Raw genomic sequence first — 17,597 nt, 5'->3', positions numbered from 1 at the left:
GAGACAAAAGGGCCGCCCATAAAGCGGCCTTTTGTGTTAAATTATATCTCGCGGGGTGGAGCAGCCCGGTAGCTCGTCAGGCTCATAACCTGAAGGCCGCAGGTTCAAATCCTGCCCCCGCAACCAAATCCCACATAGACCGCCATACACACTGATACAAAAAGCCCGCCTCGTGCGGGCTTTTGGCGTTTCCAGATGGAATTAAGCCAAGGCTTCAGCACTCGCCCCAGAGCCCATGGCAGCGTGGAAACGGAAAATGTGTCGTGCCGGAACTGTCGGACCGCCTTTCCGCACCATGGCAAAAAGTCCTCAATGCAGACGCGGTCGGCGTCGTTCGCTGAGCTGCCGTCCCCGGTTCCAGCGGGCGATGGTTTCCGGCACGATGTCCGTCTTGCGGGCCGCCGGCTCGGCACATTCGCGAATGCGTTCAAGCGCCGCACTTGCCTTGGCGGCATAATCCAGTGCGGCCGGATCGTCCGAATGCACTCCCTGGATCGCAGCGAAGACGGCTTCTGCTTCAGCCAGCCGTCTGCTGGCAGTAAGGGCGATGCCACGCTTGTAATGCGCCTGGATGAGATGCGGCCCGATCTCGCCGACCTGGCGGAAAGTCTCTGCGGCCTGGTCATATTGATGCAGGGCAAGCTGCGTGTCGCCAAGCCGCATCTGGATCGGTGTCGGATCGGGCGCTCGCTCGGTGAGCGCGTTGTAGGCAGTCAGTGCCTCCGTCAGCTTGCCGCGGTCGAACAGCAGATTGGCAAGGCCGAATTCCGCGCCGGTATGGCCGGGAGCCGATTGCAGGACCTGGTTGAAGGCAATCTCCGCCTTACCGCGGGCGCCGTTGCGGTACATATCGAGCGCCTGTTCATAGACGAAGCGAATGCTGCGCGGGTTGAGCACGCCATGCAGGTTCTGGCCGTTGCGGGTGCGGAACAGGGTGCAACTGATCCGCCGTTCCTCTACCCCGAACATATATTTGTAAGGTTCGTTTCCGCGCAGGAAGTCATAGGTCTTGAAACCGTCCTCGATCGCCCGCCGGATGCAGTAGCCATGCAGGATAAGGCCGGGAGACGGCGTCTTCCAGTTCTCGTCGCGGCCGGTGATATAGAAGAGGATGGCCTTCTTCTGTCGGTCGACGATATTCGCCAGCGCGCCGAGCGGCTGGTCGCCGTACCACAAGACCGGCACGTCGAGATTGCCGCTGTTGAAGCAGTCCATCAGCATCTCGCGCGTGGTGACGATTAGCCGCTCGGTCCGCTCCGCACCCTTGCGGGCGCTCCATTTGATCCGCCAGAGATTGAAGAGGATGTTGAGGTCGCGATCGATGGTCTCGGGGGTTGCCATGGTGATCCGGTAGATATCGTCGCCTTCGACCTTGCGCAGGAACCGCCGGAGCTTCTGGCGTGTCTGGCTGCTCATGCGCTGTTCGAGATAATCGTCGAAGCTTGCCGGCAGCGGGACGATCGGGCAGATCGTGTTGTCGATGTTCTCGCTGTTCATCGGCGAGCTGTCGCGAAACATCACCTCCGGCCCTTGCAGCGCCTCGATCATCTTCTCACGCCGGCCCGCTGGGCCGCTGAAATATTCGATCTTCAGATCGGTCCAGTTCTGATGTTTGATAAACGAAGCAAAACCGGCAATGGCATGATGCTCGTAATCCGGCCTGACGATGAAGCCGGTGTAATCGGCCGCAAAATTCCCGGCCATTATGATTTCGTCGTAGAAGAGCCCGGTCTTCTCGTTCAGATGGGTGATGAGGCGCAGCGGAAAGAAGGCGACATAAGGTGCTGCGGGATCGCGCTCGCGAAGGGCAAGGATGAACCAGCGGCGCCGGCGTGAGAGATAATTCTTCAGCCAGATCCAGGAGAGGAAATGCTGCGCGTCGGGATCTTCCATGAAGACCCGATCCCAGTTGTCGCGTAGCGACTCGAACCCGGCAATAGTGTCGATAACATCTATGCGCATGTCCGCCCCCCAATACCCCATACGTCACTCGGGAGGTTTCATTCTAATGGGAAACACCGATCTTCAAATAAACCGTCCGGATGATTTGCAGGGCTTAAATATGATTAGTCCTGAGCCGGCGCTTAACCCAAAATCGAAGTCGGTTTTCAGTAAAGATCACATATCAATTCAAAGACATAGAGCGCGATGCCCCTGTCGAATGCGACGCTTCAATCTATCTCGCCCGAAAGTGTGCAACGGTTTTGGAAAGAGATACTCGTAAGAGTTACTCAGAGCTCGCCGGCGATCCTCGGGCTCGCATGGATGAAGGCCCAGAGCGTCCGGCTGATGGCGACGATTTCGGCGATCGACTTTTCCAGAAGGTCGAGCTCGCGCGCGTCCATCTGCTCGATCTTGCCATAGCGGATCTCCTTGTCGTCCTCGACCAGCCGCATCAGCTGCGTGCTGGAGATCTCTCCCTTTTCGTCGAAGGAATAGATGCAGTGATTGTATTTGTTGCGTGTCTTGGATTCCTTCTTCAGCCGCGACATGGCTGAAAGGATCGCCTTCCGGTCGGAAGCTGAGGTCGAAGCGAGCTTGGCAAGCCGTTCGATGAGATCGATCCGGGCGCGCGTCGTATTGAGCGTCAGGAACACCACGATCGCCGCATCCTTTTCGACCCGGAGAAGATGGGCGATGATGTAGATCAGCAGGCTTTCGGTATTCGTCCAGACATAGTTCAGGCGGCCGACCCGCAACAGGACATCGGACATCGCCGCCATGCTCTACCCTTTCTCCCCCTGAGGGGACGACCCATCCCCAAGGGGATGATACGTGCCGACATTATATCAGAACAATGGACGAGGCCGTCATATTGCCGGACCGCTCCCTGCCTGATTGCGAGTGATCAGCGTTCCTTGAAAGCCCGTGACATGCTGTCGGTGATTGGTTTGCTCAGATATTCGAAAAAGGTGCGTTCCGACGTCTGGATCAGCACTTCTGCTGGCATGCCGGGAACGGGATGGAAATTGTGCACCCGGGAAATCTCGGAATCGGGTATTTCGACGCGGACGATATAGACGTCCTTGACCGAGACCCCGGAACTTTCCTCGATCGAGTCGGCCGAAACGTAGAAGACCCTGCCTTGCAGCACCGGCGTCGTGCGCCGGTTGAGCGCCGTCAGGCGGATCGAGGCCGTTTCTCCCTCGTGCAGCTGATCGATGGAGGTACGCAGCACCTGCGCCTCCAGGATCAGCGGCACATGCGCCGGCAGGATTTCCATGATCGGCTTGCCGGTCGTGATGACGCCGCCGGCGGTATGAAAATAGGAGCGCACCACTGTGCCCGTCACCGGTGAGCGGATGGTGGTGCGTTCGAGCACGCCGGCAGCCTCGCGCATCTGTTCGCGCACGCTGTCCAGATCGGATTCGGCGGTTTCGAGCGCATCGAGTGCCGCCTGTTTGTTGGAGTTGACGGCGATGATGGCTTCCTGGCGGAATTTGGCGATCTCCGCCTCGCTCTCGTTGAGCTCGCCGTTCAGGCGAGAAATATCGCCCATCGCATCGGCGATCGCCCGTTCGATTGCCAGGAGATCCGTCTTGCGCATATAGCCGACCTTGACCAGTCGCGCCTTGGAATCGCGTTCCTCGGTCAGCAGCGCCAATTGTCTCTCGAAGGATTCGCGTTGGCCTTTATAGCCGCCGAACCGGTATTCCAGCGACTTGATGTTTTTCTCGATCAGATTGAGCTGCTCTTCGAGCTTGATCTGCTTGCTGTGGAAGACGACGTTCTGGCTCTGGATGATCGCGTTGATGTCTGGATCGCTTGCTTCCTTCATGACGATATCGGGAACCTGGAATTCCCGCAGGCCCTGCGCTTCGGCACGGAGCCTTGCGACGACGGCTTCCAGGCGCAGGCGCCGAAGCTGCAGCATCCGTTCGTTCGAGCGGGATGCTGTCGGGTCGAGGGTCAGCAGGACGTCGCCTTCCTTCACCGTGTCGCCCTCGCTGACGCGCATCTCCTTGATAATGCCGCCTTCCAGATGCTGGACGATCTTGTTGTTGCCGGTCGCAACGAAGCTCGCCTGGGCAATGACGGCCGAGGCAAGCGGTGCCGTCGCAGCCCAGAAGCCGAACCCGCCGAACGAGGTGAAGAGAACCGTCAGGCCGACGATGCAGTGCACGCGGATCGAGCGCGGCACGTCGCTATACCATTCGAGTTGCGCCGGGCCTGATGTCTCCCGATTTTTGCGTCCCATGTCGTTCACCCTTCGATACGCGGTGCTTGTTGACCGTTATTGCCGTTGTTCTTGGAAAGCGCCTGCAGCACCTCGATCCTTTCCCCGAACATGGCGACAGTGCCCTCCTTGAGCACGAGGATCTTGTCGACGCATTGGAGAAGGGCGGGGCGCTGGGTGATGGTGACCGTGGTGATGCCCTGCTTCTTGGCGTGGATCAGCGCCTTGGCAAGCGCTGCCTCGCCCTGGGTATCGAGGTTCGAATTCGGCTCGTCGAGAACGACGAATTTGGGATTGCCGAAGAAGGCGCGGGCAAGCGCGATGCGCTGCTTCTGGCCGCCCGAAAGCGGAGCGCCGTCTGCCGCCACGATGGTTTCATAGCCCTGCGGGAAGCTTGCGATGAGCTCGTGCACGTCGGCGAGCACTGCTGCCTCGTAGATCTGATGATCGTCGACGTCGTCGCGCATGCGGCAGATATTGGCTTTGATCGTACCGGGAAAGAGCTGCACGTCCTGCGGCAGGTAGCCGATGCTTTCGCCGAACTGACGCTGATCCCAGTTGCGCAGATCCATCAGATCGAGGCGCACATTTCCCGATGTCGGAACGATCGAGCCGACGAGCATCTTGCCGAGCGTCGTCTTGCCCGATCCGGAATTGCCGATGATCGCAAGCGATTCCCCCTTCCTGAGCGAGAAGGAGATGCCGTTGAGAATGACCTTCTTCTGTGGCGGCGGCACGAAGAGAATGCGCTCGACATCGAGCCGGCCTTCCGGATTGGGAAGGCGCAGGCGCGGGAAGTTCAAGGGAGAGTTCAACAGCAGTCCCTTGATCCTGCCATAGGCGGCTGCCGACCGGTTGAACTGGTGCCAGCCTTCGATGGCGCCTTCGATCGGCGCCAGCGCGCGTCCCGAAATGATCGAGGCCGCAATCACCATGCCGCCCGTCAATTCTCCGGCGAGCGACAGATGCGCGCCCCAGCCGAGCAGGGTAACCTGGGTAATCATGCGGCAGGCCTTCGATATGCCCGAGAAGATAATGTTGCGGTCCTGAGCCTCGACTTGCGATTTCAGCGAGCCCGCCGTTTCCCGGCCCCACATCTTCACCGCCTCGGGGATCATCGCCATGGCGTTGATGATTTGCGAATTGCGCGACATGGAATCGAGATGGAAATTCGCCCGGCTGAGATAGCCGTTGGATTCGGCGAATTGCCGGGCGGTGAATTTCTGATTGAGATAGGCGATGAAAAAAAGCACCGCACAGCAGACCATGATGATGATGCCGAGATGCGGATGCACGAAATAGACGACGACCACGAAGAACGGCATCAGCGGCGCATCGAGAAATGCGATCAGCGTGCCTGACGTCACGAAGCCGCGCAGCAGCTGCAGGTCCTGCAGCGTCTGATAATCCTTGCCGCTGCCATGCAGCGACGCCCTCGCCGCAGCGCTGAGGATCGGCGCGCCGAGCTGTACTTCGAGCTCCACCGCGGTGCGCATCAGGATGAAGCGCCGCACCGAATCCATGAAGGCCTGCAGCAGCACGGCGCCGAGCACGGCGATCGAAAGCATGACGAGCGTGTCGATGGAGCGGCTGGTCAGCACCCGGTCGGATATCTGGAAGAGATAGAGCGGGATCGCCAACAGAAGCACGTTGATGGCGATCGTGAACATCATGACCACAGCCATGTTGCGTCGGACCGCCGCCATGCCGCGCGAGAGGCTGGCGGCGAAATTCACAGGCTCACTGCGCTTGTGAAAACCGCCGCCACTTCCCCCGCCCCCGCCCGCGCCGCCACCGGGATCGGAATCCTTGCCGGTTCCGCCGCCGCCGGTGCGCAGCCGTCTGTCATTCTCGCTGATCGGACCGCCCTCGCCTTCGATCGTCTTGCCGAAGGGCATCGTCGGGTTCGATTTGAGCTCGGTCGTCTCTTTCGGCAGTTCAGGCGCCGCCCGCGCTTCGATCTGCGGTTGGGCGGGCGCTTCCGCCGGTTTTGCTGTGGCCGGGGCCCGCACCACCCCGGCGAAAGGCGCCGTTTCCGCGGCCGAAGGTTTCGGCGAGGCTTCCGGCATCACCACCTTTTGCGCAGGGGGTGGCGGCGCTGTGTCTTCGCGCGCCATAGCGGCAGCCTCGCGTACTGCAACTTCGGCCGTCTTCTTGCCGCCTTCGGTCGATGAAGCAGCGGCGCCGCTGAGCCTGCGAAGGTTCTCGACCGCCTCGTCGATCGCAGAGATGCACAGATTGGCCGGCGCCGTTTCCGAAGGGGCAGCGGAGGGAATATTGCCCGACCTCAGATCGAGAGCGCTGCCTGCTGCAAAAACTTGTTTCGAAATCTGGTTCATCGTGGTTCCCTTGCAATACTTAAGGTCACGCGACCATGGCTTGCATTACGTCGGCGGGGTGCGCCGACGACCATGAAAGATCATGCCCGGCATTGATGACGCCATCGGCGGAACAGCCGCCCGTGGGATCGTCGTCATCGAGAAAGGCGATGACTTCGTTGGCGAGCCTGTCGTCGGCTGACTGCGGCTGCGTCGCATCATGCTCCACCAGCCCGCCTTGAATGAGGATGGCGTCTGAATAGAGCTGGCCTGCCAGATAGGTGGTCTGGCCGAAACTGTCGTAGTCGACGATCTCGGCGATGTTGATGACCGCATTGCTGCCAGTGTCGATCGTCACCGTCGCATCGGGATTGTTGCCGAGGAGCGTCGCCGCCGCCTGGGTCACATCGTCGGAATCGCCGAGGATGCTCACCTGCTTTATGATCGTCATGTCGTAGAGATTGCCGGTGATGTAGAGCACGTTGAGGCCGGCATATCCCTGAAAATTCACATCGAACGACAGCCCCTCCGGCATATTGGGATCGCGATCTTCGATCGCCTTCTGCGCTTCGATCATATAGTCCGGCATGGCCTCGAACGGGGTGCCCGTCCCGACATTGTGGATCGAGGCGAAATTCCAGATCAGGTTGTTGCCGGTCTGGATGTCGGCGCCCGGATCGACGCCGTCTTCCGCCCGCACCCAGTCATTGTCGTAGAGCAGCGAGATCTGCGTGATGCTGTTGATGTCGAGCACATTGCCGCCGATGATCACCAGGTCATACTGCATGCCCATCCCGAAAAAGGAGGATAAGTTGATGGAGGTATTGCCACCCGTCAGAACCGTGGCTTCGGATCCCGAGGTGGTGACCGTCATCGTGTCGTTGTCGCTGATGAAGTGATACTGCTCGATCCACTGTACGAAGGAGACGTCGCCGTCGATGACGTTGACGCGCCAGCTGTTCGGGAATGTCGGGTCGGCAGCATCGGTGTCGGCGTGGCTCGATGCTGCGAAAGTGCTGTTTTCGAAGACGGCGATATTCTTGGCGATCGTTCCCGCCTCCTCGGCCGAATGGCCGGATGAGCGCAGCGTCGAGGCGATCTCGTCATTATCGCTGTAGACGAAGGCCTGGGAGACCGCGTCGATCTGGTGGTAATTGCCCATGACAGCGGTGACCGAGGTGATGACGCCGGTATTGATCACCGAGGCGATGTTGACCACGAAATTTGCGCCGGCGGTCACATCAAGGCTGTTGCCGCTGGGATCTGTCTGCTCGACGGATGAATTGCTGTCGTCAGCTTCTTCCTGGAGCTTGGCGAGACCGCGGTCGGGCAGGAAGTCGTCGAGGACGGGGATGTCGGCTTGACGTTCGCCATTGACATAGATGATGGGGTCGTCGCCCACCAGATCGGTGGTGACGAAATGATGCGTCGGGTCGGTGCTGAGCGAGGTTGTTCCGCTGTCCTCGGTATTCTGGGCATTCTGGATATAGGTTTCGATATCCTCGGCAATCTTCAGCGCGCCATCATAGGTATCAATCCGGTGCAGGCTCGAAAAAGGCGTGAAGATCTCGGCCTTGGCGCTGAAATCCGCGAGCCGTTCGATGACGAAACTCGTGTCGCGAGGCGCATGGATGCCATTCGTCATGTCGAGATAGTCGTCGTCGTAGAGAACGTTGACCTGAAGGACATGGCTGATAGCCGAGCCAGGCCCGGCAAAGACGGTCAGTTCCGGCTCATCCGACAGCACGATATCCGTAGGATCGCCGAAATGCGGTAGCGGGATGTCCTTTGCGGCGATCGCCGCCAGCTTCTCAAGGCTTTCTTCGAGGACGCGGCCCACATGTCGCGTCGGACCATATTCGATCTCGTAACTGCCGCTTTGGTAAATGACGCCCGGATCGTAGTCCTTGAGCTGGAAATCGGAAGAAAAGGCGGCGGTAAAGGCATCCTGATCCGGCAGAGCCGGTCCATCCGCGCCGGGTCCTGCCCCTTCGGCATAATTGGTGCGCAACCTCATCTCGTCGATCGTCATCTCGAAGACACCGATGAAATGCGCAATGATTTCCGAAATCTTCTCGATATGCATGGTTCGGCCCTCCCATTCGAAATGACGATCGGCCTTATCAGGCGCCCCTCGTTGGGAGCCGTGGTGTGGTCGTCAAACCGTTTTCAAGCAGTCAAACTGCACCGGCCGGAGCCGGTGCAGTTCGTCTTGGTCGTTGGAGGTCAGTGTCAGGTGCCGGTATCCTCGCCGACGTCGGAGACATGAGAATTGCCGCCGATGACGCTGGAGTCGACTGTATTGCTGAGCAGGTTCGCACCCTGAACGAGCTCGAGGTGGAAGCCGGAATTGGCAAGGACTGCCGAAGCATCGGCCGTGCTCGAGCCGCTGGCATCGTCGCCCGCCTTGAGGTCCCAGCCCTTGCCGTCCATCTCAATGCCTTCGGCACTGTCGGCGTGACCGGCGTCCGCCTTCAGGTGGTTGTCGGCGCCGCCATTGTCCATCTTGATGTTCCAGGCCTGGTCCTGGTCGGCCAGATGGTTTGCCTGGACGGCACTGAAGCCGCTGTCATTGCCCTCGCCGGACAGCGAATTGTTCAGGATGCTGTCGACGTCGAGCGTGAAGGAGAAGTCGTCGCCGAGATTGAAGGTGAGGTCGTGGCCGGCAACGCCGAGGTTGTCGAAGTCCTTGACGTCCTCGATCACGGCGAAGTCGGTGTCCGTCTTGTTGAAGCTGTCGGAGGTGTTGTTGCTGTCGGAGACCGTCTTGGTATCCGTATCCGTGATGGTCTTGATATCGGTGTCGGTCACGGTTTTCGTGTCGGTATCCGTGATCGTCTTGGTGTCGGTGTCGTTGTCGCTGTACGACTTGCTGTCATAGCTCCAGTCGTAATCGGTTTTGGTGTCGGTGTCGGTGATCGTCGTGGTCTTGACGCTCGTATCGTCGTCGGACTTGTAGCTCCAGTCATAGTCGTTGTCGCGGTTGTCGCCATTGCTGGCGGAGATTTCGGCCTTAACGTCGACGCTGTTGTCCGTATTGTCGCGATTGTCGCCATTGGCGACGCCGACATAACCGGTCGAGCCGTCGTCGACTTCAGTTGAATTGACAGCACTGTTTGCAAAGCCGTCGGCCAGAGCCCCGACCTTCGTGATTTCGGTTTCGTCGCCCGAAGATTTCGGGGGCTTATAGTCGTCAGACATTGCAGTTACTCCAGAAAAAAACCGGAGCAGCTTTTCGAAATCCCTCTCATCTCAAATGGGATTTTGCTCGCGCTCGCTCCGATGCGGTGAACATCGGCAGATGTATTCGATACTAGTCATCTGCGGGTTTGTCGCGACTTGTTGATCAAATCGATAGTATTGGGAACGCACGTACTCAGTACAATGCCGCACATATCCGACTCCATATCCTGAAGAGGATAAGGAGTATTCAGGTTTTCTTTTAGTTGAGTTGCCATAAATGGAAGTCATGCATCAAAAAGGCATGCAGATACATAGCTCTTCCATGTCACCACTTGGACGACGACCACAGATTGGTGGAAAAAATGCGGATCCGATAGATATCAATTCGGGCTAAGGCGGATCTGCCACGTCCGGATAACCCCGTCGCGGGAGCATTAAGACCTTGTCGGAATCGATGTTGCTGAGCAGCTGGAATGCGGGACGCCCGGCATTCGCGGCTGGGTTGAGAGCCGACTTTCGACACGTCTCTGCCTCATCCCGGTGCATCCCCGCATGACGAAAATATGACAATTTGTACTGAAATATTACATTCAGTCGATCATCTATAGTCACGACAAATATAACCTTGAAGTATCTATCGCAGTGAAAATACAACCAAAGCATTGTAACGTATCGTTTTTCGTCCGCGAAAACTAATCACTTTGGGCCATTTCCTTCCTTCTCAATCCGTATTAACATAATTAAGAAATGTCTAAAAAATAAAGCGGTGACATCAGGGGCCGGCATTTCATACTATTTAATACCCGCCATCGCTCCACGTTTGAGTAAAGTGTAACGCTAGGGGAGGCGTATATGTTCATGACAGGCTCAGGAATGGAGAATGCGGACCAGGGAAGGAAGTTGGGTTCGTCCGGAAATACTATACTAGTGGTGGCCAGGGCGGATCTGTTTTCAGAGTGCATGGTAGAGGCACTCGCAAAAAAATTTCCGAACTGTGAAGTGACAAGTATAGCGAGTACAAATCCGATGCTGGAAAAAGACACCAGCGATATAAAGCTCGTTTTATTTTACCATATACCCGCCCCGGAGCTTCATGAAGCGCTGCAGGCTGCCCGCGAAAACCACCCCGAAACCTCAATCGGGCTCGTCGTTGAAGCGATCGACATGCTCGAACCCTATGTCAGCCGACTGGTCGAGGCGCGGATCATCGATGGTGTCCTGCCGCTCAATCTCCGGCTCGATGTCTTCATGGCCGCGGTGGATCTGCTGATGAAGGGCGGCGAACATTTTCCGTCAGCGCTTCTCAATCGTCTGACCAACAAGAATGCCCAGCTGGAACCTTCGCTCTATCAGACAAAATCGGTCGATGTGGCGCGCAGCAATGCGCTCAAGCTGAGACGCGACAGCATCTCCGCTTTGACAACCCGGGAGGTTCAGATCCTGGACCTCATTTGCAAGGGGACGCAGAACAAGATCATCGCCGACAAGCTGCATCTTTCCGAAAACACCGTGAAGGTTCACGTCCGCAACATCTACAAGAAGATGAACGTCCGAAACCGCACCGAAGCGGCATCGCGCTTCTTCAATGAGCATCCCGTCGGCGAAGACGACATGTCCGGCCGGTGGCGCAATTGATCTAATGGTTTTATTTCAGATCGAAGGACGCGCAAAGCAGCGCGACTTCTGTCCGAAGCCGCTCGGAGAGCAGATATAAGGCGCTGAGCCGTGATAGGCGACGGTGCGAACCGTTGCCGCAGCCCGGCGCTCGGTCCGGCTTGCCGGATAAGCATAGGCCTTCGAGACACGCGGTGCCTCGACCACGACGACATTCTTTTTCGCGACGACGGCGATATCGTCATCGACGGCCGTACAGGCCGTCGGCCCGGTCGCTAGAAGCGCCATTCCCCAGACAAACATTGTCGAGCGAAGACGCCAGCCTTTCAGCTGCGCTACATCTTGCTTTTTCAACATGGCCAAAACCCCTCGCATATCGCGCTCCCCGATGCAAGACCGGCCGTGCGGTCAAGCGCGGCCAAGCTGCACGCCGTCCGTTCTATATTAGTTTCATTGCGTGAAGCTTAAGCAATGGATGATGGGCGTTGCGGCGGAAAAGTGTCCGGAGTGATTAATCAATTGTTACTTTGAAGAATATTTGCGTAATTATTTTGGATATCTAGGATTTTTAAAGTTGACCTTGTCGGCAATAGACTTATCATTGAAATACTAATTCAGTTATCCGAAGAATAACTCAGAAAGTTATTCAAATTTGATAGTCATAATAATGAATATCAAGGCGGATAAGGGAGATATGAAGGGCATACCCAAATCAAAAGACTAAAAACATGGGAAGGAGTTTGTAATGCGTAGTTTCGTTCCCAACGACGGCTATTCTCAAGTGTCAGGCATGCCGGTGCCCCAAGGCGCGCGCACCGTCCTTGTGAATGGTGGGGCCGGCTTCCTCGGCTCTCATCTCTGCGAAAGGCTTCTGCAGCGCGGCCACAAGGTCATATGCCTTGATAATTTTTCGACCGGCCGCCGTGTGAATGTCGATCACCTTCTATCGAATAGCCGCTTCCACATCGTCGAGCACGATGTTCGCCAGCCCTTCGATATCGACGCGTCACTCATCTTCAATTTCGCCTCTCCCGCCTCTCCGCCGGATTATCAGCGGGATCCTGTGGGAACGCTGCTCACCAACGTGCTCGGTGCGGTCAACACCCTGGACTGTGCGCGAAAGACCGGTGCGATCGTCGTTCAGTCGTCGACGTCGGAGGTCTATGGCGACCCGACCCACAGCCCGCAGCACGAATCCTATTGCGGCAACGTCAACCCGATCGGGCCGCGCGGCTGCTACGACGAAGGCAAGCGCAGTGCCGAAACCCTGTTCTTCGACTATCACAGGACTTACGGCGTCGACATCAAGGTTGGCCGCATCTTCAACACCTACGGACCACGCATGCGCCTGGACGACGGGCGGGTTGTTTCCAATTTCATCGTGCAGGCCCTGCGCAATGCCGACCTGACGATCTATGGCGATGGCGAGCAGACCCGTTCTTTCTGCTATGTCGATGATCTTATCGAGGGTTTCCTGCGTTTTTCGGCTGCCGGCAGCGCCTGCAACGGTCCGATCAACCTCGGCAACCCGACCGAAATCACCGTTCGCCGCCTGGCGGAAATCATTCGGGACCTGACGAATTCCCGTTCGCGGATCGTCCACCTGCCTGCGGTCGCCGACGACCCTCGTCAGCGGCGGCCGGATATTTCCCGGGCCATGGCAGAGCTGGACTGGCAGCCCCGCATCGGGCTCGAAACCGGTCTGGCTCGCAGCGTCGACTATTTCGACGGACTGCTGGCGGGCACAGAGAAGGCGGAGATCGTATGAGATGCCCCGCTACATTCTGGTTACCGGCGGCGCCGGTTTCATAGGCAGTCATATCTGCAAAGCGCTGTCGCGCGCCGGCATGACGCCGGTTACCTACGACAATCTCTCTACGGGACATGCCGACAGTGTCCGCTGGGGGCCCCTCATTCGGGGCGAGCTTGCCGACGCCGCCATGCTGCGCCGGACTCTCGCAGAGTTTTCGCCCGATTGCGTTATCCATTGCGGCGCCAATGCCTATGTCGGCGAATCCGTCGACATGCCGAGGAAATATTACCGCAACAACGTCGTCGGCAGTCTGACGCTGCTCGAGGCCTGCCTCGACCAGGATATCGACCGGATCGTCTTTTCGAGCAGCTGCGCCACCTATGGCGTTCCCGACTCCTTGCCGATACGAGAGGAAAGCCCGCGGTTGCCGGTCAATCCCTATGGGCGCACCAAGCTGATATTCGAGATGGCCCTTGAGGATTTTGCCGCTGCCTATGGCATCCGCTTTGCCGCGCTGCGCTATTTCAATGCGGCCGGAGCCGATCCGGACGGTGAGCTTGCCGAGCGCCACGACCCCGAAACCCATCTCATTCCTCGCGCCCTTCTCGCCGCCGCCGGCAGGCTGGAGCGGCTCGATATTTTCGGCACCGATTATGCGACCGAGGACGGAACCTGTGTTCGCGACTATATTCATGTCAGCGATCTGGCGCAGGCGCATCTCGCCGCCGTCAACCACCTGATGGCGGATGGCGGCTCGCTCAGCGTCAATCTCGGCTCCGGCCGGGGCACCTCGGTGCGCGAGATTCTCGAAGCGATCCATCGCGCGAGCGGCCGCGAAGTTCCGGTCCGTTATCGCTCCCGCCGCGTCGGCGATCCGCCGATCCTCTTTGCCAACACGGCAAGGGCAAAGGCGGAACTCGGCTTCGTGCCGGTTTTCTCGGATATCGATACGATCATCCGCACCGCCGGTCCCACCTTCGGACTGGAGATGACCGCATGAGCGACGCTTCGCAAGTTGGCCACGGCGTCGGCATGGCGAAAGCCGCCACCGCGGCCGATGCATTCGATCCTGTTTTCACCGGCTGGAACCGCGTCGCCTATGGCTTCGGCATCCTCTGCTGGCTGGCGTCGCTCGGCTATTTCTGGATCTGGTGGTGCCAGTCCGCCCATATTATTTCCTGGGCGGCTTTCGTGCTCATCACCCTCGTGCTTGCCTGGATTACGCTGGTGCCGGCCTATTTCATCCTGATCTTCCTCGATGCGAGGACGATCAGCCCACGCGCACGGCTGCCGGAAGGGCGGGTGGCAATGGTCGTCACCAAGGCGCCGTCCGAGCCCTTTGCCGTCGTCCGCGCCACGCTGCAGGCGATGCTCGACCAGGTTGGCGTCGATTTCGATGTCTGGCTGGCCGACGAGGACCCTTCGGAGGAAACCAGGCGCTGGTGTGCGGCGCACGGCGTGCTGATCTCCACCCGAAAGGGCGTGGCGGAGTATCATCGCACCATCTGGCCGCGTCGCACACGTTGCAAGGAAGGCAACCTTGCCTATTTCTACGACCACTTCGGCTATGCGCGCTACGATTTCGTCGCCCAGTTCGATGCCGACCATGTACCGACGCCGACCTATCTCCGTGAAATCCTGCGCCCCTTCACCGATCCTGAGGTCGGTTATGTCTCGGCTCCCAGCATCTGCGATGCCAACGCCGGGGCAAGCTGGGCGGCGCGCGGCAGGCTCTATGCGGAGGCAAGCCTGCATGGTTCGCTGCAGACCGGTTACAACAATGGCTGGGCGCCTCTTTGCATCGGCTCCCACTATGCGGTTCGCACATCAGCCCTTCGTCAGATCGGCGGCCTCGGTCCCGAACTTGCCGAAGACCATTCGACGACGCTGATGATGAATGCCGGCGGTTGGCGCGGCGTGCATGCCGTCGATGCGATCGCCCATGGCGACGGCCCGGCAAACTTCGCCGATCTCGTCGTCCAGGAATTCCAGTGGTCGCGCAGCCTCGTCACCATTCTGCTGCAACATTCCCGCCACCATGTCATGCACCTGCCCTGGCGGCTGCGGTTCCAGTTCGTGTTCTCGCAGCTGTGGTATCCGCTCTTTTCCGCCTTCATGGCCGTAATGTTCCTGCTGCCGGTTTCAGCGCTTCTGACGGGCCATGTCTTCGTCAATGTGACCTATCCGGAATTCCTGCTGCATTTCGTGCCGATCTCGATCGTGCTGACGCTGTTTGCCTTCTTCTGGCGGGCCACGGCGACCTTCCGGCCCTACGATGCGAAACTGTTCGGCTGGGAAGGGCTTGCCTTCATATTCCTGCGCTGGCCATGGTCGCTGGCCGGCAGCCTGGCGGCCGTTCGCGATCATATCTGCGGCTCCTTCGTCGATTTTCGCATCACGCCGAAGGGAAGGCAGCAGCAGCAGTCGCTGCCGCTGCGCGTCATCGCACCCTATATCGCGTTCGCCGGGATGTGCGCTGTCGCGATGGTGCTCGCCAGTGAGGCCGCTGCCGCTCAGGGCTTCTATATTTTCGCGGCGATGAATCTTTCGATCTATCTGTCACTGACGGCGCTGATCGTCGTTCGCCACGCAATCGAGAACGGTCTGCCATTACGGCCGCAATCACGCCGGCTGTGGCTTGCGACGGCCATGGGGTTTGCGATCTGCATCACCGGCGGCATGCAAGCGGGTACCCATGGTCTGCACAGCCTCGAGGCCCTTTCCCACGGCCAGACGCTCGTCAGTTTTACCCAATCGCAATTTGCCGTGGCCGGGGCCGGCCTCGGCGGCGGCAAGACCAGGATAGTGAAATTCCACTTGAGATGGAATGGTTTCGGCAGAACCGACCGAGACGAACGTGGTGTGTAAGCCGGCGGAACCGGCAAGTGTCGAGTATGGAGGATGTAATGAGTATCGGATCGAGACTATGGGGAGCAGCGCTTGCTCTCAGCCTGTGTCTGCCGGTGGCGGCGCACGGCGCCGAGATCGCCAAAACGAAGGCGCCGACGCCGCTGAGCGCCTATGAGCTCTATCGGATCTACGGCGACAAGACCTGGACCTGGAATACCGGAGGCGGCCGTTTCTTCGACGATGGTCGGCGGTTCGTCGCCTGGAGCAACGACAAGGGGAAACCGTCTTTCGCCGAAGGCAAATGGGTGGTCGACGATCTCGGCCAGCTCTGCATGCGCGCTACCTGGACGAATGCCGAGGGCGCGGCCCGCGCCAGCACCTGTTTCGGGCATCGCAAGGTCGGCAACACGATCTATCAGCGGCGCCAGCCGAGCGGTGAGTGGTACGTCTTCCGCCATGCATCGGTGCGCCAGGACGATGAGTTCGGGAAGCTTGTTGCCGCCGATACCGTAAGCGCGAAGGCAAGCGAACTGAAGCAGATCCTGCTGAGCCAGGAAGTAGCCCGAAAAGGAGGGTGAGCCATGAAGAAGCTAATGAAAAACCACCTCTCGACCGCCGCGATGGCGCTGCTGTTATTGTGTGTCGCGGATCTGCCGAGCCGAAGCGAGGTGCAATATGCCGGCATTGTCCCGAACCCGGCGGCGGCCGTGCGGACGATCATCGACAAACGCCCCGTCCTTCATGCCGACGGCATCAAGTTCGGGGCCTATGATCCGCACGGCGATTTCGGCGCGCAGGCGAATGTCGCGACCGAAGCCTTGTTCCTGCCCTGGGAGGACGTCGACCTCGAAACCTTGCGCGTCGCCGACGCCTATGCGCTGGCCAGAGGCCGCAACCTGCTGATAACAGTGGAGCCCTGGTCCTGGGACGTCGATTGGCGGCTGACCTCCGCTCAGCTTCGCGCAAAGGTTTTGCGCGGCGACTACGATGTCAACATGCGTGCGATCACGCAGATGATATCCCAGCTGAAAAGCCCGGTGATTGTCCGCTGGGGGCAGGAGATGGAAGACACGTCGGGGCGGTTCTCATGGTCCGGCTGGAGCCCGCAGGACTATATCACGGCCTACAAGCGGATGATGGATATCGTCCGCGAGGAGGCGCCCGGCACACAGATCATGTGGTCGCCGAAGGGACTGCCCGGCCTCGAGGCCTATTATCCCGGCGACGATTATGTCGACCTCGTCGGACTGTCGGTCTTCGGCCTGCAGCGCTATGACGAGCTTGCCCACAATGAGCACCGCACGTTCTCGGAAGCGTTGAAGCAGGGCTATGATCTCGTCGCCGGCTACGGCAAGCCCATCTGGGTGGCGGAACTCGGTTATCAAGGTGGCGACGCCTATATGAAGCCGTGGATCGAAACTGCCACGTTGAAGCAGAGCGCCTTCCCGAATCTGCAGGAGGTGGTCTATTTCAACGATCGGGATGTGCACGCCTGGCCCTTCGATCTCGGCCGGCCGGATTGGCGCGTGGTTGAAAGCCTGGGCAACTGACACCACGCAATTCCAGCAAAAGTGTGTAGCGGTTTTGCGTCCGGAATTGCGTGAAAAAAACTATAGCATTTCTGTGAAAACGGAAATTCTCTAGCATAAAACAGAAAGGCCCGCCGGGGTTTTGCGGGCCTCTCCTCTCATATCCGGCAACA

Annotated in this window: 13 protein-coding genes and 1 tRNA gene; 7 read left to right on the top strand and 7 right to left on the bottom strand. The window is 58.9% G+C overall.

Annotated features, from left to right (window positions below; genetic code table 11):
* Positions 1–49 precede the first annotated feature (49 nt).
* A tRNA-Met gene (locus EEQ99_RS33485) sits at positions 50–126 on the top strand.
* Between the two features lie 183 nt (positions 127–309).
* Here EEQ99_RS33485 and EEQ99_RS33480 read toward each other — a convergent pair.
* From EEQ99_RS33480 to EEQ99_RS33455, 6 genes are all read right to left on the bottom strand, one after another.
* Positions 310–1,962 (bottom strand): GNAT family N-acetyltransferase, encoded by a 1,653-nt coding sequence (locus tag EEQ99_RS33480; protein WP_127431882.1) that lies wholly within the window; start codon positions 1,960–1,962, stop codon positions 310–312.
* A 269-nt stretch (positions 1,963–2,231) separates the two neighbouring features.
* Positions 2,232–2,723 carry a hypothetical protein gene (locus tag EEQ99_RS33475; RefSeq protein WP_028756241.1) on the bottom strand — a complete coding sequence of 164 codons (492 nt, stop codon included), beginning with the start codon at positions 2,721–2,723 and terminating at the stop codon, positions 2,232–2,234.
* Between the two features lie 125 nt (positions 2,724–2,848).
* Entirely contained in the window at positions 2,849–4,198 is a 1,350-nt protein-coding gene (locus tag EEQ99_RS33470) for an HlyD family type I secretion periplasmic adaptor subunit (RefSeq protein WP_127431881.1), read from the bottom strand.
* 5 nt (positions 4,199–4,203) lie between these two features.
* Positions 4,204–6,516, bottom strand: coding sequence for a type I secretion system permease/ATPase (locus EEQ99_RS33465; RefSeq protein ID WP_127431880.1), 2,313 nt, complete (start codon positions 6,514–6,516; stop codon positions 4,204–4,206).
* Positions 6,517–6,541: 25 nt separating this feature from the next.
* Positions 6,542–8,581 (bottom strand): hypothetical protein, encoded by a 2,040-nt coding sequence (locus EEQ99_RS33460; protein WP_127431879.1) that lies wholly within the window; start codon positions 8,579–8,581, stop codon positions 6,542–6,544.
* 146 nt (positions 8,582–8,727) lie between these two features.
* On the bottom strand, positions 8,728–9,696 hold the full coding sequence (locus EEQ99_RS33455; protein ID WP_127431878.1) for a fibrinogen-binding protein: 969 nt from the start codon (positions 9,694–9,696) through the stop codon (positions 8,728–8,730).
* A gap of 834 nt (positions 9,697–10,530) precedes the next feature.
* Between EEQ99_RS33455 and EEQ99_RS33450 the strand changes: the two genes are divergently transcribed.
* Entirely contained in the window at positions 10,531–11,313 is a 783-nt protein-coding gene (locus tag EEQ99_RS33450) for a helix-turn-helix transcriptional regulator (RefSeq protein WP_127431877.1), read from the top strand.
* Between the two features lie 15 nt (positions 11,314–11,328).
* On the opposite strand, the gene EEQ99_RS33445 is transcribed toward EEQ99_RS33450, so the two are convergent.
* Positions 11,329–11,649 carry a hypothetical protein gene (locus EEQ99_RS33445; RefSeq protein ID WP_028756234.1) on the bottom strand — a complete coding sequence of 107 codons (321 nt, stop codon included), beginning with the start codon at positions 11,647–11,649 and terminating at the stop codon, positions 11,329–11,331.
* A 388-nt stretch (positions 11,650–12,037) separates the two neighbouring features.
* Here EEQ99_RS33445 and EEQ99_RS33440 point away from each other — a divergent pair, with 388 nt between their 5' ends.
* The 5 genes from EEQ99_RS33440 to EEQ99_RS33420 are packed head-to-tail and all read left to right on the top strand — an operon-like array spanning position 12,038 to position 17,445.
* The gene (locus EEQ99_RS33440) at positions 12,038–13,060 is read left to right on the top strand and encodes a UDP-glucuronic acid decarboxylase family protein (protein WP_028756233.1); all 1,023 of its coding nucleotides are present in this window, start codon (positions 12,038–12,040) and stop codon (positions 13,058–13,060) included.
* A gap of 1 nt (position 13,061) precedes the next feature.
* Positions 13,062–14,045: a UDP-glucose 4-epimerase GalE gene (gene galE / locus EEQ99_RS33435; protein ID WP_028756232.1), complete on the top strand. Its 984-nt coding sequence runs from the start codon at positions 13,062–13,064 to the stop codon at positions 14,043–14,045.
* Positions 14,042–15,913, top strand: coding sequence for a glycosyltransferase family 2 protein (locus EEQ99_RS33430; protein ID WP_127431876.1), 1,872 nt, complete (start codon positions 14,042–14,044; stop codon positions 15,911–15,913). The genes galE and EEQ99_RS33430 overlap by 4 nt, the downstream gene beginning before the upstream one ends.
* 38 nt (positions 15,914–15,951) lie before the next feature.
* Complete coding sequence (locus EEQ99_RS33425; RefSeq protein ID WP_028756230.1) at positions 15,952–16,473, top strand: DUF995 domain-containing protein; 522 nt, start codon at positions 15,952–15,954, stop codon at positions 16,471–16,473.
* Between the two features lie 3 nt (positions 16,474–16,476).
* Entirely contained in the window at positions 16,477–17,445 is a 969-nt protein-coding gene (locus EEQ99_RS33420) for a glycoside hydrolase family 26 protein (RefSeq protein WP_028756229.1), read from the top strand.
* Positions 17,446–17,597 lie beyond the last annotated feature (152 nt).

Source organism: Rhizobium anhuiense (genome assembly GCF_003985145.1).
Classification (GTDB): domain Bacteria; phylum Pseudomonadota; class Alphaproteobacteria; order Rhizobiales; family Rhizobiaceae; genus Rhizobium; species Rhizobium anhuiense.
This window is presented reverse-complemented; position numbering and strand designations above follow the sequence as displayed.

What these genes read in the sequence shown, in the direction of transcription:
- EEQ99_RS33480 (WP_127431882.1), bottom strand. Translation starts at nt 1,962, where the DNA reads ATGCGCATAGATGTTATCGACACTATTGCCGGGTTCGAGTCGCTACGC.
- EEQ99_RS33475 (WP_028756241.1), bottom strand. Translation starts at nt 2,723, where the DNA reads ATGGCGGCGATGTCCGATGTCCTGTTGCGGGTCGGCCGCCTGAACTAT.
- EEQ99_RS33470 (WP_127431881.1), bottom strand. Translation starts at nt 4,198, where the DNA reads ATGGGACGCAAAAATCGGGAGACATCAGGCCCGGCGCAACTCGAATGG.
- EEQ99_RS33465 (WP_127431880.1), bottom strand. Translation starts at nt 6,516, where the DNA reads ATGAACCAGATTTCGAAACAAGTTTTTGCAGCAGGCAGCGCTCTCGAT.
- EEQ99_RS33460 (WP_127431879.1), bottom strand. Translation starts at nt 8,581, where the DNA reads ATGCATATCGAGAAGATTTCGGAAATCATTGCGCATTTCATCGGTGTC.
- EEQ99_RS33455 (WP_127431878.1), bottom strand. Translation starts at nt 9,696, where the DNA reads ATGTCTGACGACTATAAGCCCCCGAAATCTTCGGGCGACGAAACCGAA.
- EEQ99_RS33450 (WP_127431877.1), top strand. Translation starts at nt 10,531, where the DNA reads ATGTTCATGACAGGCTCAGGAATGGAGAATGCGGACCAGGGAAGGAAG.
- EEQ99_RS33445 (WP_028756234.1), bottom strand. Translation starts at nt 11,649, where the DNA reads ATGTTGAAAAAGCAAGATGTAGCGCAGCTGAAAGGCTGGCGTCTTCGC.
- EEQ99_RS33440 (WP_028756233.1), top strand. Translation starts at nt 12,038, where the DNA reads ATGCGTAGTTTCGTTCCCAACGACGGCTATTCTCAAGTGTCAGGCATG.
- galE (WP_028756232.1), top strand. Translation starts at nt 13,062, where the DNA reads ATGCCCCGCTACATTCTGGTTACCGGCGGCGCCGGTTTCATAGGCAGT.
- EEQ99_RS33430 (WP_127431876.1), top strand. Translation starts at nt 14,042, where the DNA reads ATGAGCGACGCTTCGCAAGTTGGCCACGGCGTCGGCATGGCGAAAGCC.
- EEQ99_RS33425 (WP_028756230.1), top strand. Translation starts at nt 15,952, where the DNA reads ATGAGTATCGGATCGAGACTATGGGGAGCAGCGCTTGCTCTCAGCCTG.
- EEQ99_RS33420 (WP_028756229.1), top strand. Translation starts at nt 16,477, where the DNA reads ATGAAGAAGCTAATGAAAAACCACCTCTCGACCGCCGCGATGGCGCTG.